8 protein-coding genes are annotated in these 15064 nt (G+C 38.5%); 4 read left to right on the forward strand and 4 right to left on the reverse strand.

The annotated features are described in order from the left end of the window. Positions 1-20: 20 nt before the first annotated feature. Genes BVH04_RS07310 through BVH04_RS07320 form a run of 3 tightly spaced genes read right to left on the reverse strand, consistent with a single transcriptional unit; the run spans position 21 to position 5452 of the window. Entirely contained in the window at positions 21-791 is a 771-nt protein-coding gene (locus tag BVH04_RS07310) for a 3-keto-disaccharide hydrolase (RefSeq protein ID WP_240510864.1), read from the reverse strand. A gap of 56 nt (positions 792-847) precedes the next feature. Next, positions 848-2353, reverse strand: coding sequence for a RagB/SusD family nutrient uptake outer membrane protein (locus tag BVH04_RS07315; protein WP_086540825.1), 1506 nt, complete (start codon positions 2351-2353; stop codon positions 848-850). A gap of 21 nt (positions 2354-2374) precedes the next feature. Further along, complete coding sequence (locus BVH04_RS07320; RefSeq protein WP_086540826.1) at positions 2375-5452, reverse strand: SusC/RagA family TonB-linked outer membrane protein; 3078 nt, start codon at positions 5450-5452, stop codon at positions 2375-2377. A gap of 319 nt (positions 5453-5771) precedes the next feature. Here BVH04_RS07320 and BVH04_RS07325 point away from each other — a divergent pair, with 319 nt between their 5' ends. Beyond that, positions 5772-8921 carry a PVC-type heme-binding CxxCH protein gene (locus BVH04_RS07325; protein WP_086540827.1) on the forward strand — a complete coding sequence of 1050 codons (3150 nt, stop codon included), beginning with the start codon at positions 5772-5774 and terminating at the stop codon, positions 8919-8921. 132 nt (positions 8922-9053) lie between these two features. Then, on the forward strand, positions 9054-10187 hold the full coding sequence (locus BVH04_RS07330; protein WP_086540828.1) for an FG-GAP repeat domain-containing protein: 1134 nt from the start codon (positions 9054-9056) through the stop codon (positions 10185-10187). Between the two features lie 131 nt (positions 10188-10318). Here BVH04_RS07330 and BVH04_RS07335 read toward each other — a convergent pair whose 3' ends face one another. Beyond that, entirely contained in the window at positions 10319-11716 is a 1398-nt protein-coding gene (locus BVH04_RS07335; protein WP_086540829.1) for a sulfatase family protein, read from the reverse strand. Between the two features lie 310 nt (positions 11717-12026). Between BVH04_RS07335 and BVH04_RS07340 the strand changes: the two genes are divergently transcribed. Both BVH04_RS07340 and BVH04_RS07345 read left to right on the forward strand, forming a co-directional pair. Further along, positions 12027-13352, forward strand: coding sequence for a toll/interleukin-1 receptor domain-containing protein (locus tag BVH04_RS07340; protein WP_086540830.1), 1326 nt, complete (start codon positions 12027-12029; stop codon positions 13350-13352). A 109-nt stretch (positions 13353-13461) separates the two neighbouring features. Beyond that, the coding region (locus BVH04_RS07345; protein ID WP_086540831.1) for an nSTAND1 domain-containing NTPase at positions 13462-15064 on the forward strand (1603 nt) is incomplete at its 3' end.

Genomic DNA, 15064 nt, shown 5'->3' on the forward strand with positions numbered 1-15064 from the left:
TAAAATAATGTAAAAGTATTCTAATTAGTATGTTTAATCATCATATTTCTATACTCAATTTTCATAGGTGGACCCACATGAACTTGTACACCTAATAAGCCTTCATTACTTCCATTAACTTGGTCTTTATCAGTAACATCACTCATTAAATTTCCGTTAATAAAGTGCTGCAACCGGTTACCTTTTACAATAATATGAACGCTATTCCAATCGTTTGTTTTTATCTGTGATTTAAAAACACTAATATCCCCAGTATTCCCGACATCTTTACTAGGTAACCACTGATTATTTTTAATAAAGTCACTCAACTTTGAAGGCTCAATCGGTAGGTCCTCGAGAACTACCACTTTACCAGGATTAGCAAGGGTAGTCCTTTTCCTTTCTTCATAATTCATACCAGTAAACCAATTTTTTCCATCAATATCACATTGATATCCAACTAGCGCATAAGATACCCCATCAACAATTTGACTCCTGTAATTAATTCCACTATTTCCATCTTCAGAAATTCTATAGTCTGCTTTGAACTCGAAATCTTTTGTTATTCCATTTTTCCAAATAATAAAGGAGTTACGATCCAATATCGTGGCTGGCGTAACTTCACCTACAAGATTACCATTTTCAACTCTCCAATAAGTCGGATCTCCCTCCCAACCCGATAAAGATTTCCCATCAAAAATATTTTCATAACCCTCATTGGACGAAGGTACTTTTACAGAATTACATGAAACCAATGCGTGGAACATTATTATAGCAATTAGAAATAGGCAATTTTTTATAAAATATTTCATAGATATACAATTAATTGATATACAACCTTAAACTAATTAATTTTTAGAGTTACAACTTAATAACCTGGATTTTGGATAAGATCTGGGTTAACGATTATTTCCCTTACAGGAATAGGATATATTAAATTAAATTCGCTTACTTTAAAGGAGCCCGATAAAGGTTCCGTATTTTGAGGGTAATAATAATTACTAGGATTACTAATAACCTTCTGTCCAAATTCATTCATTGTACTAACTACCTTACCTGATCTTATTAAGTCTTGCCATCTTTTATTTTCAAAAGCTAATTCAATTCTTCGTTCTTTTAATATAGCCTCCTTAAGATCAGGCTGAGAAATATATAAAATATTATCTAAACCTGCTCTAGATCTAACTAAATTTAAATATTCGACTGCCTCACCACCCCTTCCTTGCTCGTTCAAACTTTCAGCAAGCATTAATAGGACATCTGCAAATCTAAAAATTGGAAAATTGCTATTAGTTTCACCATATCGAGCATGTGGCTGTAAATACTTTTTAATATAAGGAAAATTATTATAAAAAACACCAGGGACAGGAGAGGGACCTGTATGAAAACCAATAGACGCAGAAAATCTTATATCCTTTTCCTTATTTTCATATGCCTCCAATAATTCAGGAGCTGGGATATTAAAATTTCCAAAATTTTGAGCTGCCGGGCTAACACCTGTAATAATAGAGGGATTAGATAATGTAGGTAAAAAAGAATATAGAAAGGTACTTCCCACATTGAAAGCAGTTCCATCTAAATAGGAAATTTCAAATATCGATTCAACATTGCCTTTATTTGAAGGCTTAAATAAATCTGCATAATTAGGCAAAAGGGAATATTCCATTTTCAAAACTTCTCTTAAAATATTTTCAGCTTCCTTCCATTTTTTTTGAGTAAGATAAACATTGCCTAATAATGTATAAGTAGCACCTAAATTCGCCTTACCTAGAATTTGATTTTTCTTTGTGGGCAATAAATCCTTTGCACTATTTAAATCAGAAATAATTCGGATATATACTTCATCAGGGCTGGATCTTGCTAAAAATGCTCCAGAATAGGAATCAGGAACCTCAAGAAACAATGGAACTCCACCAAATTTTTTAACCAATTCGAAATACGCAAAACCTCTTAGAAACATAGCTTGCCCCTTAATCTTATCTTTATCGGCTGGAAGAAAACCAGCATCGTCAATTTTGGCTAAAATTTGGTTCGCTCTAGATATAATTTGATAATACCAAGTCCATTGATTTAACAGATGAACATTATTTGTTTCTAAAGTAAAAGTCGCAAAATCTTCCATAGGTTTTGGACCTCTATTAGCTATATTAAAAACAAAATAAGTGTTATCTGAGACAAGCTCTGATAATACCCAGTCCATATTGTAAATACTTTGCAAAGGTTGGTATGCTCCTATTAAGGCCTGATCAAATTCGTCTTTCGTATCAAAGAACTGATCAGTTGTCACAGAAGTCTCTGGCTTAATATCTAAAAAGTCATTACAAGAACTTACTAATAAAAGAAATACCGTTGCTATGATTATATTATTTTTCATGATGTCTCAGTTTAAATTAGATTAGAAAGTAACATTAAAGCCTACACTTATGGTTCTAGGTATCGGGTAAGAATTTTCATCAACTCCAGGGTTTATACCGCTCCCTGAATTTCGAGTATTAACTTCTGGGTTTGTGCCTGGATAATTAGTAAATAGAAAAGCGTTTTGAACACTACTATAAACCCGTAAATTATCTATAAATTTGTTATTTTCCATTGGAAAATTATAGCTTAATGAAATTGTCCTTACAGATATATAACTCCCATCCTTTATAAAACGAGAATGCCATCTATCTCTTTCCAAGAAGGTTGTTCCTGCCTGAGTACTTCCATACAACCCTTTCCCAGGATTTTCAGGTGATTTCCATCTATCCTTTACCTCTTCTAATACGTTGAATACACCATCTAAATTAGTAACCCAGTTATCATAATGTGTTAAAATTTGATTTCCATATGAACCAACAAGCACTATAGATAAATTAAAATTACTGAATGAAAAATCATTTGTAAAACCTAGAGTATATTTTGGCCATGGATTACCTATTTCTGTATAATCTCCAGGAAATGTAATCACCCCATCCCCGTTCAAATCTTCGAATTTTATAGTCCCAACTTGAGATGAACTGTGTTTTGGAGAACTATCAAAATCTTGTTGATTTATATAAACTCCGTCTTGAACAGCTCCATAGAATTGACCCAATGGTCTTCCCACTTGAGTTCTATGACTAAAGAAACCATAACCAGAAAGGCCATGAAAAAACACTCCACCTGCCGTACTTAGACTAACTGTTTCATTTCTATCAAATGAAATATTAAAATTAGAGTTCCACGAAAATCTATCATTATTTATTAAAAATGAATTTATACCTATTTCGTGACCCCAAAATTTCAATTCTCCTACATTGGTCTGAAGTGAATTGAACCCTGATGATAATGGAATATCTACATTGTATAATAAATCACTAGATATTCTTGTATAGTAATTATAGGTAATTTGAACTTTATCATTAAACAATGTCAAATCAGTACCAATATTGAATTGCTTGTTTCTTTCCCATCCAAGTGCTGGATCTCCTATGTTACTAACACCACGACCTTGTCTAAAACTATTTCCAAAAACATAATTTGAGGGAGTAAGTGAACTTCTAAAAGCATAATTGCCAATATTGAAATTACCAACAACACCATAACTTGATCTTATTTTAAAAAAAGAAATTGCCTCTATATTCCAAAAATCTTCTTCAGAAACAACCCAACCTAAAGATAAGGATGGAAAATTACCCCATCTGTTTTGTGGTCCAAATCGAGATGAGCCATCTCTCCTAATTGCCCCAGATAATAAGTATTTATTTTTATAGTTGTAGTTTACTCTCGCAAGGTATGAAAGTAATGACCACTCTTGGACATCATTAGTAACAGCTATTTGACTTGCAGCACTTACTGCTTGGATTTTATCATCGGGATAATTTGTGGCATTAATAAAGGTGTTTTCAAATCTAGATTTCTGGGATGTAAACCCTATCAATACATCAAATTTATGTCCATTTACCTCTTTATTATAGTCTATTGTATTTTCAATTAACCAATTTTTTAGACTAGTATTTCGCTCAGATCCAAATGGAATAACTGGTGGTGGAAGAAATAACCTTCCTGCTGTCGATGGATTAAATTGAAAAATTTTATTTTCATTCAATTCAATATTAGCACTGACCTTAGCCTTCAACCCTTTGATTATCTCATATTCAATAATTGAATTAGAAAGTATTGAAAGATTTTGATCTTCATAAACGCGCTCTTTAGCAACCCTTAACCAGTTAGGATTTCCAAATGAGGACGGATCAGATGCAGTTAACCTTAAATTACCATCTTCGTCATATGGACCAACCAAAGGCGTTGTAATAAGCGCAGATGAAACAATATTACCACCTGCAGCACCATATGGATTTCCATCTGAACTAAAATTAGTATTAGTAGCATACGTAGGAGCTAAATTGAAACTAATCTTTAGTTTATCACTAGCTTGAAAACCAGTGTTAAATCTTAAAGAATACCTTTCATATCCTGTCCCAACTACAACACCTTCTTGATTAAAATATCCAGCAGTCACCGCAGAGCTAAATTTTTTTGACCCGCCTCTGAGCGTCAGATTATAACTTTGTATCGTTCCAATTCTTGAAATCTCATCCATCCAATTTGTGCCAGAATCAGCATATGAGGCAGGGTCTTGAAACATTGGATTTACAGGCCTCTTATTCAACTCTGCTGTTTCTTTTTGAAATTGAGCATATTGAACAGCGTCCATCATTTTTAAATTTCGGTTTTCAGGCACTCTATCAAATCCAATAAATGAATCAAATTCGATTTGCATTTTACCTGCTCTAGCTAATTTTGTTTGAATCAAAACAACACCATTTGCACCTCTTGACCCATATAAAGCAGTAGCAGCAGCATCCTTTAAAACACTTATTGTTTCAATTTCGGCTGGATTTAAATTATTCAATCCACCAGAAACTGGCATACCATCAATCACATATAATGGTTCCGATCCTGCACTGATTGAAGCCGATCCTCTAATTTGGAATCTCATGCCTTCACCAGGTCTACCTGTAGTTTGATTGACTCGAACGCCAAGAATTTTTCCCTGGAGCATTTGACCTATTTGAGGAACTGGAGCTTTTGTAAGGTCTTCAAAACTGATACTTTCTACGGCAGAAGAGATGTCTCTGGTAGTTTGACTACCGTAACCCACTACAACTACTTCTGACAAGTCTGAGGTGGAATATGCAAGCGCAACCTGAATATTTGTACTTTCAGATGTAACTACCACCTCATTGGTAGTAAATCCAATAAAGCTCACTACTAAAGTTTCGCCTACAGAAGCTTGGATTTCAAACGAACCATCAATATCCGTCACAGTCCCTTTCTGTGTACCTTTGACAGAAATTAATGCTCCTGGAACGGGCTCGTTGTCCTCCTCGGATACCACAGTACCTTTTACTGTAATCGACTGTGAAAACGATGAAGACACAGATACAATAAAGACCGCCAATAAAAAACCTACAAATCGGGTTTTTAGAAATGATTGATAATTATTTAGCATTGGAATGGGTTTAAGTAGTAATTTTAAAACTTATCCAATTAACCATTAAAGATGATTTGTTCTATCCTGCACCATCCTGAATATCACATACTTAAATATTTATTTTATAAATTTAAAAACAGGACACTACAGGATAGATATAAAATTTAAATCATTTAAATAAACTATATAGTGTACAACAAAAATTTCCTTTGAACGCATTAATTCACCCTAGGCAATTGATCTCCTAATCATTCAAGAAAGCATTGTATACCAATCTTCAATTGATAATCCCGCCGTTTATCCCTAATATTAGCTATCACTAGTTCATACCCAAAAAATGCTTAATAAATCTCCCCAAAACCTCTTTGTCCTTATCTTATTGGGACTCCTTACTTTTCAATGTACTCAGAAAGAAACTTTCATATTACAACCCAATACTAGAATCGCCCTGATCGGAAACAATTTGGGCTCTAGAATGATGGATTATGGAAGTTTTGAGACAGAGATGCAACTCAGAAATCCTGACAAGAATTTATTCATAAGAAACCTTGCAGACCCTGGAGACACACCTGGTTTTAGACCTCGATCGGGGACGAATGATCCGTGGGCATTCCCAGGAGCTGGGGATTTCCAGGATGAGTTCGCCACTCCTTCAGGAAGCATAGGTCATTTTGAAAAGCCTGACGAATGGCTCACCAGACTTCAAACTGACATCATTATAGCATTTTTTGGCTCTAATGAATCTTTTCAGGGAGTAGATGGCATTGAAAACTATAAGGCAGAATTGGACGCTTTTATAAAGCATACACTCCGTCAGCAATATCATGACACGCTTTCCCCGAAATTGGCAATCGTCTCTCCTATCGCTTTTGAAGACTTATCAGAAAAAATCGATGTCCCAGATGGGAAGACTGAAAATGAAAGCTTGAATCTCTACACAGTCGCCATGCAAGAGATTGCTGAAAACAACAAGGTAATATTTGTCGATGCTTTTACTCCCAGCAAGCAATGGTATTTGGAGACGGAAGAAGATTTGACAATCGATGGCTCACAGCTGAACGAAGCTGGCTACAAAAAATTAGCGGTGCTTTTGGCAGATGAAATTTTTGGTGAGCAAAAAATCAAAAATGAAGCAAATCGTGAACTAGTACATGAAGCTGTACAGGAGAAAAATTGGTTTTGGAGAAATGACTACAAAATCCCGAATGGCGTTCACGTGTTTGGGAGAAGATACGATCCTTTTGGTCCAGACAATTATCCTTTTGAATTAGAAAAAATCCGCCAGATGACTGCGATCAGAGATACCGCGATCTGGATGGCAAATAAAGGTGAAAAGAAAGATCTTGCAGCTGCCGATGCAGATACTGAAAAGCTCCCAGAAGTAGAGACAAATTACAATCCTGCAGCCAATGGAAGTCTTGAATATCTCTATGGTGAAGCCGCTCTCGCCAAACTAAAAGTAGCTCCAGGATACAAAATCGAGCTTTTCGCTTCAGAAGAAGAATGGCCAAATCTTGCAAATCCTGTTCAACTTTCCTTTGACAATAAAGGCAGACTTTGGGTGGCGACCATGCCGAGTTATCCTCATTACAAGCCGGGTGATTCAAGACCCGCTGATAAGCTTTTGATCTACGAAGACACAGATAATGATGGCAAAGCCGATAAGGAAACTGTATTTGCAGATGATCTGCATATTCCTGTTGGCTTCGAACTGGCAGCTGAAGGCGTCTACGTTTCCCAGGGAAACAACCTTATCATATTAAAGGATGATAATAATGACGACAAAGCTGATCGCAAAGAAATCTTGCTAAGCGGCTTTGACGATCACGATACTCACCATGCGATTTCTGCTTTTACCACAGATGAGTCCGGTGCGATCTACATGGCAGAGGGAGTTTTCTTGCATACGAATGTGGAAACATCTTATGGCCCTGTTCGTGCGACAAATGGTGGTTTTTACCGATACACTCCAAGCAGACATAAGCTGGAGCGAGTGGCTCAGGTAAGTATTCCGAACCCTTGGGGAATTGCTTTTGACGAATGGGGACAAAACTTCTATGCAGAGACTTCTGGCCCTAATGTTAACTACATGATGCCTGCTTCAGTACTTCCACGCTATGGCAATGCCACGAATAAAGGAGCAAACCTGATCCAAAAAGATCAAATGGTGCGCCCAACTTCCGGTCTTGAATTTATCTCCAGCAGACATTTCCCGGATGATGTGCAGGGTGATATGATCATCAATAACACCATCGGGTTTTTGGGAACCAAGCAGCATCAGATGATCGATGAGGAAATTGGCTTTTCTACCAAATGGAGACAGGATTTACTTACCTCCACTGACAGAAATTTCCGTCCGGTAGATATGGAAATCGCTCCTGACGGTTCTCTTTACGTGGTCGATTGGCACAATATCCTAATCGGTCACATGCAGCATAATGCACGTGACCCACTTAGAGATCACCAGCACGGGAGGATCTACAGAATCACCTATCCTTCTAGACCTTTGGTCACTCCAGCTAAAATCGATGGGGCAAGCATTCCTGCACTACTAGAAAATCTAAAACTCCCTGAATACAGATCGCGATACAGAACTCGTAGAGAATTGCGGGGAAGAGACCAAGCCGAAGTTTCAGAGGCAGTGGCTGACTGGGCAAGTAAGTTGGACAAGAACGATTCTAAATACGAGCACAATCTCCTGGAAGCACTTTGGGTGAGCTGGGGAATCAATAAAGTAAACCAGGACTTACTTGAGCAATTGCTAAAAGCAAAAGATTATAGAGCAAGAGCTGCTGCAGTACGGGTACTTCGATACACCGGCCATCAGGTTTCCAATCAGAAAGAGCTGATGACAGAGGCAGTAAAAGATGAAAATGGTCGCGTTAGACTTGAAGCAATCGTGGCGGCATCTTGGATGCCACGTGAGGAAGGCTTGGAGGTTCTTTCGGCAGCTGAAGGTAGCGAGATGGACAAGTGGATCACTCCTGCTTATGAAACTGCCGTGGCTCATCTTTCAGGCTTATCAGTGGAAGACAAAAAAGTAGAAGATATCAAGTCCTCCTTGACAGGTTCGGATAGAGAACTTTTTGTACTTGGTAAAGAAATTTATGCTAGAGAAGGCTACTGCAGCACCTGTCATCAGCATGATGGTCAAGGCTTATCCGCTTCACAGTTCCCTCCACTTGCAGGTACCCCTTGGGTCACTGGAAGTGAAGAACGCCTGATCAAAATAGTCTTGAAAGGCATGATGGGACCGATTACAGTTTTAGGCAGAGAATATCCTGGGCAAGTTCCCATGACACCCTTTGAGGGAATGCTTAACGATACTGAAGTTGCAGCTGTCTTAACCTATGTAAGAAACTCTTTTGGCAATCAAGCTTCGTCTATTTCGCCTGATTTGGTGAAAAAAGTAAGAGCGGAAGTCAAAGATCATAAGGGATTCTACCAGCCTGCAGATCTGCTGAAAGCTCATCCGATGGAGAAGTAGTTGGTGGATGTCGGATGTCGGGTGTCGGGTGTCGGGTGTCGGGTGTCGGATAAAGAAAATTGGGTCCTAGGGTTTGAGTTCCTTGTGACCCAATTTTTTCACTCTGATTTAACCAGTTAAAATTTCAATTCTATGAATATCCTTAAGCAGTCTTTGCCTTTTCTTTTACTATCTCTTCCATTATTCGCTGCTGCGCAGGAAACTACCGTCAAGTTCAAAAAGCTGGTAATCGCTTATGAAAGCACAGAATCTGTGGGAGTTTTTGATGTGGACAATGACGGAACACTCGATTTGGTTTCAGGTAGTTTTTGGTACAAAGGGCCAGCATTTTTGGATCGATTTCTCATCGGGCAAGTCAAACGCTTCGGCGAATATTACGAGGATTTCTCGACCATTCCCATGGATGTGAATGAAGATGGGAAAATGGATTTTGTGACTGGAGGCTGGTTTGAAGGCACCTTGGTGTGGAAAGAAAACCCAGGAGATGGCAGCGAATGGAAAACCCACGAAATCGCTAAAACAGGAAATATTGAAACTACGAGAGGATTTGACATTGACGGAGATGGCATTTTGGAAATTGTGCCAAATACTCCTCGAAAAGCACTAGCCTATTACAAAAAGACTGGGTCAAATCAATTTGAGAAATTTCCAGTAGCAGATATTCATGGGCATGGATTGGGCTTCGGTGATATCAATGGAGATGGCCGTGGTGACTTGGTGATTTCCGAAGGATGGCTGGAAGCTCCAAGTGACCTGAAAACAGGGAAATGGATTTTGCACCCTGATTTCAACTTAGGTGATACAAGCATTCCGATGATAGTCACAGATGTGAATTCAGACGGATTAGCAGATCTGATAGTCGGACAGGCACATGAATTTGGGTTGTTTTGGATGGAACAGAAAAAAGAAGGCAACCAAATAAGCTTTGTGAAGCATGAAATAGATCCCTACCAATCGCAATATCATACGATGGAATGGGTGGACATCGACAATGACGGACAGAATGAATTGGTCACTGGAAAACGCTACCGAGCTCATAACGGCAAAGACCCTGGAGGAAAAGATTATGCTGGTCTCTACTATTTCAAATGGAATGGGGAATCCTTCACCAAAAATGTAATCAGCTACGGTCCACTTGGCGAAGGCAAAGGCAGCGGGCTTTACTTTTCTGTTGCTGACCTGAACGATGATGGCTGGAAAGATATAGTAGTGGCAGGAAAAGACGGGTTGGTGGTTTTTGAGAATTTGGGCAGACCTAATAATTAGAGGACTCCTGCTCCATAATGCTGTACGGGAGGCTCGAAGCCGCAATTAGCCTGCTTCGTAGTGCTTTTGCTCAGACCGGAACCTATTTCGAGCAAAGACTCTTCTCAAAATTAGACCACCACATAAAATCCTCAATCCACCTTATCCCCTACTAACTCCGCCGCTTTCTTCTCAAATCGATCCCGCATTTCGCTCAATATATCTTGATATTTCTTTTTGTATGCCAGATTCTTTTTCTCCAAAGGATCCTTTTTCAGATAGTACAACTCCTCATGTGCTAAGTCTTCCTGATAGCGGAAATACTTCCAATCTTCAGTTCGAAATCCTTCACTTGCTGGAATAATCTTAACTTTCCAGAGATGCTCTGCTACAAATTCCTTTCTTGCGATAGCAGGATTCTCCCCTTTCACATAACCAGCTAAACTTTCACCTTGCCACAAATCTGGAGCAGAAACTCCTGCGAATTCCAGTATTGTAGGCGCAATATCGATGTTCAGCGCAAAGTCAGAAATATCCCGATGTCCTGGATTTCTCGGATCGTAAATGATCATCGGCACCCGCAAGGAATTGTCGTACATCAGCCATTTTCCCGCAAGCTGACGCTCGCCATAGAAATAGCCATTATCACCCATAAATATGATAACTGTATTATCAGCAATACCCTTTTCTTCCAAAAGCGCCCTGATTTTACCGATCTGCATATCCACTTCCGAAATCATGCGATAATAGCCTTTCATACTTTGCTGGTAATGCTCAGGAGTATCGTATCTCCAAAACCAACGTGTACGGCTTTCGCTAGTCTTCACATATTCAGGCTGCGCGTCAAAGTACTTTTTCTGTCCTAAAATAGGCCCGGGAATCTTCACATCCTGATACAAATCATCCACAGCGTCCGTCCAGAAAAACTGGTCCTTAGCGGGATCATGTGCATGCGGTGCGCTGAAACTCAGTGAAAGAGAAAATGGATGATCAGTAGGCGCATTTTTGATAAATTCCTGCGCCTGATAAGAAGTATATTCTGTCAAATGAACCGAGTCTCCATCTATAGTTTTGTAAAAATAACCGCGTCGATCAGGATAGGAAACATCCCGATCATAGCTATCCACCTCATCAAATAAGGCACTTAGCTCAGGGTACTTAATCCCAAATTTCCCGAAGAACCCAGTATGGTAGCCAGCTTTTTTCAGTTGCAAAGGATAGGATTCTGCAGCGTATGTCTCCAACAATTGATCCTGTCCAAAAGTGTAGCCATGCGTCCGCTCATAGAGTCCAGTGAGAATACTCGCTCTACTCGCCGCGCAAATCGGTGTGGTGACAAAAGCATTTTCGAAATAAATCCCCTGCTCGGCCAACTTATCCATTTCCGGTGTTTGTATGATATCATTTCCAGCATAGCCCAATGCATCCCAGCGTTGATCATCCGTGAGGATAAAGAGGATATTGGGTTTTTTCTGCTGTGCAAAAGCAGTAGAACTTAAAAGAAACAAAAGGCAAAAAAGCAATTTTTGAGAGGGCAGGTTATTCTTCATAGTTTCCAAAATAGTCAGAAAAGTACAACGAAGGTATCCTGTGGAGTCCTTATATCCTTTTTCATTTGATTCTTTCTCTCTAAAGATTATTACCTAATCTTTTTCTAAACTTCATTTCAGTCCTATTGTAAGAACCGCCTAATTGACTTATATTCACTAAAGTAGGATTGAAAAAAGGTCTATTTATTTGAGAAACCATAAATTTAAAAAAGATCTCCTTTTGCTATTTTCGAAATTGAACGAGTATTTTTTTTATTTCAATTCATAATTCTTCCAGTGAAAACCCGTCGATCATCAATTAAATTTTTAAATGGAAAAAGAAACCATATCCCGTATTGTTAAGCGAATTGCAGAAGATAAATGCCTGGTCATACTAGGTCCTGAACTCTTGTATGAAAACGGAGAGAGTATCAACAGTAAACTAGCTAAATTCCTTCAGGAGAAAATCGGGGATCAGGTCAAGTATTATCCGGATGACGAGATGTTTAAGTTTGCCAGTTCTCATACCACTGTGTTAATTGAAGATGACATACAGGATTTTTATGATCAATTAGAACCAAATGACATCTATCGGAAAATTGCTGAAATCCCTTTTTCGACAATTATCAATACGTCTCCCGACAAAACTCTTAATAAAGCCTTTAAAGAAAAAAATCTCAAGTTTGATTATGACCATTATCGCAAAGGAGAATCCCAAAAAGTTTCTCCAAGAGCGCACAAAACACTGATCTACAATATTTTTGGAGATTATACAGACATCAATTCTATTGTACTGACCTTCGATAATTTATTTGATTACCTCTTCAGTATCATGGGAGATTTTGAATTGAATATCAAAACCGAATTGCGACATGCTACCTCTGTACTTTTTATTGGGTTTAATTTTGACAAATGGTATTTCAAACTTTTACTGAGACTGATCAAAATCAATGAAAATAAGCTTTTACACTCTCATGATATCACACAGGAGAATAGCAAAAGTTTCTACTCAGAGGAGTTTAAAGTGGCATTTTTTGGCAAAAGCTCAGCAGCAGAAATTATCTCAGAAATTCATTCACAAGCCATAGAAAAAGGGCTGATAATTTCTAATTCAGAAATCTATGTATCCTATGCCTGGGGAGGAGAAAGTGAAGAGATAGTCAATAAAATGGATGTAATTCTCCAAAAAAATAACCTGAAACTTACTAGGGATAAACGGGATCTGGCCTATCAAGAACGGATAAGCCTCTTCATGGATCGCATTGGAAAAGGCAAGGGAATAGTGGTGGTCATCAGCGAAAAGTATTTGAAGTCCCCTTATTGCATGTATGAGCTATTGGAAATCTACCATAACCGGGACTTTGAAAAGCGGGTAATCCCTATCGTACTTCAAGATGCAAACATTTTTGATTCGGAATCACTCCTAACCTATCAAGACTATTGGAATGGTGAAAAAAACAAACTGGATCAAAAAATAAAGGAAAATGGAGGCGATGCCATTGCTGTGATAGGTGCTGAGTATATGCTTTATAAGCGGGTGGTAGATAATTGGGGTGCGCTTATGAATATCCTCAAAGACCTGAATTCCCTATCTCCTGAAATCCACTTGAACACTGATTTTGAAGCATTGATAAAATCGATTAAGGAAAAAATTTAGTGACATCAATGGTAGGGAGGAACGAACTAAGCAATCTCATTCTTTAGCACAGAACTTCGAATTTTAAAGATTCCCATTATAAAAAGCATATTTCACAAATAGTAATCAAATGGAAAAGCAATTCAGATATCCAGGTACCAGACCTTTCCAAGAGGATGATCGTGAATTGTTTTTTGGACGAAATACAGATATAGAAAAACTAACCGAACTCATTGTTCTCGAAAAACTCATCCTGCTGTTTAGTAAATCCGGCTATGGGAAATCATCCCTACTTAATGCAGGGGTCATCCCAAGACTCAATGAGGAAGAAAAATTCCAAACGCTAAGCATCCGTCTAAATGATCCAAAGCGAAATCCAGTCGAATTACTAGCCTATCATCTGGAAAGTAAAATCAAGGAGTCCACTTTCCTGGAATCCAAATTCAACATTACTGATGAGCTAACAACTGATACGGAGGCAAAACTCTGGTATTATGCAAAGTCAATTCAGCTAGCTCAAAAAGATTCACCTGCTTTGGTCTTAGTATTTGATCAATTCGAAGAACTTTTTAATTATGCCCCGGCCGAGGTGAACGACTTTGCAAGTGAAGTAGCAAATCTTCTTAACCAAAATTTACCCCTAGGAGTCCGGCAGCTTTTCAAAAAGAAAATAGTGGCTAATAAAGTCTACTTTTCCAAAGCTGAAACAGATCATATACTTGAACCGCTAAATATCAAAGTCTTATTTTCCTTAAGAAGCGACCGAATCAGTTTGCTCAATCAATTGAAAGGTCCGATTCCTGCAATCTTTAAAAAGACTTACGAACTTCAACCCTTGAATGAATCCCAGGCATTGGAAGCAATGCTTGAGCCGGCAGAAAAAGCAGGGGATTTTGCCTCGCCGGTATTTACCTATTCCGAAGATACAATAGCCAAGATTCTTAGCAGTCTCAAAGACAAAGAAAATCAACGCATAGAAACCTTCCAGCTACAGCTGATCTGCCAGCATGTGGAAGAACAGATCATCCAAAAACAAATAGCACATCCCACTGCGACCAAACTAGAAATTACAGCTCCCGAACTGGGGAATCCAGCTGATATTTTCGAGGAGCACTACAATACCATTATCAATAGTCTTCCTGACGAAAATCAACTCCAGGCCAGAATCCTGATCGAAGACAAATTAATCATAGGTGGGAACCGGGTACCACTACCTGAGTCGGTCATCACCTCCGAACATCAGATTCCTGAGCAACTTCTAAGGACTTTGGTCGATAAGCGATTACTGAGATCAGAACCCAATACGGTAGGAGGAACCAGCTTCGAGCTGAGTCATGACACCTTGGTCGCTCCAATTCAAAAAACCGCTCAAAGCCGAAGAGAAAAAGATGCGGAAAAGCAAGCTAAAAAAGAACGAGCTGAAAAAATAAAAACCCAAAATAGGCTTAGGAAAACTAGGTTATTGTTAGGAGTGGCAGTAGTTTTTTTAGTATTGGCTCTTGCTGCTATTTTTTATGCTTTTGATCAAACAGGTAAAGCTGAAAAGCAAGCTGCTACCTCCAAAGCCTTACTTTTAAATTCTACTGCAAATGATTTATTGGCAAAAGGTTTTAAAACCGAAGCATTGAGAGTCGGACAATTTGCTTACACTACTGCGCTAAAAGCCAGTTCCCACCCACCCACCCCCATTTTATCTCTCTTGGGTAATGCTTTTTATTCCGACATTCCATTAC

The sequence above is a fragment of the Algoriphagus antarcticus genome (genome assembly GCF_002150685.1).
In the GTDB taxonomy this organism is placed as follows: Bacteria; Bacteroidota; Bacteroidia; order Cytophagales; family Cyclobacteriaceae; genus Algoriphagus; species Algoriphagus antarcticus.

Bases quoted from the DNA above. Each gene is read 5' to 3' on its own strand.
- BVH04_RS07315 (WP_086540825.1), bottom strand. From the start codon at position 2,353: ATGAAAAATAATATAATCATAGCAACGGTATTTCTTTTATTAGTAAGT.
- BVH04_RS07325 (WP_086540827.1), top strand. From the start codon at position 5,772: ATGCTTAATAAATCTCCCCAAAACCTCTTTGTCCTTATCTTATTGGGA.
- BVH04_RS07340 (WP_086540830.1), top strand. From the start codon at position 12,027: ATGGAAAAAGAAACCATATCCCGTATTGTTAAGCGAATTGCAGAAGAT.
- BVH04_RS07320 (WP_086540826.1), bottom strand. From the start codon at position 5,452: ATGCTAAATAATTATCAATCATTTCTAAAAACCCGATTTGTAGGTTTT.
- BVH04_RS07310 (WP_240510864.1), bottom strand. From the start codon at position 791: ATGAAATATTTTATAAAAAATTGCCTATTTCTAATTGCTATAATAATG.
- BVH04_RS07335 (WP_086540829.1), bottom strand. From the start codon at position 11,716: ATGAAGAATAACCTGCCCTCTCAAAAATTGCTTTTTTGCCTTTTGTTT.
- BVH04_RS07330 (WP_086540828.1), top strand. From the start codon at position 9,054: ATGAATATCCTTAAGCAGTCTTTGCCTTTTCTTTTACTATCTCTTCCA.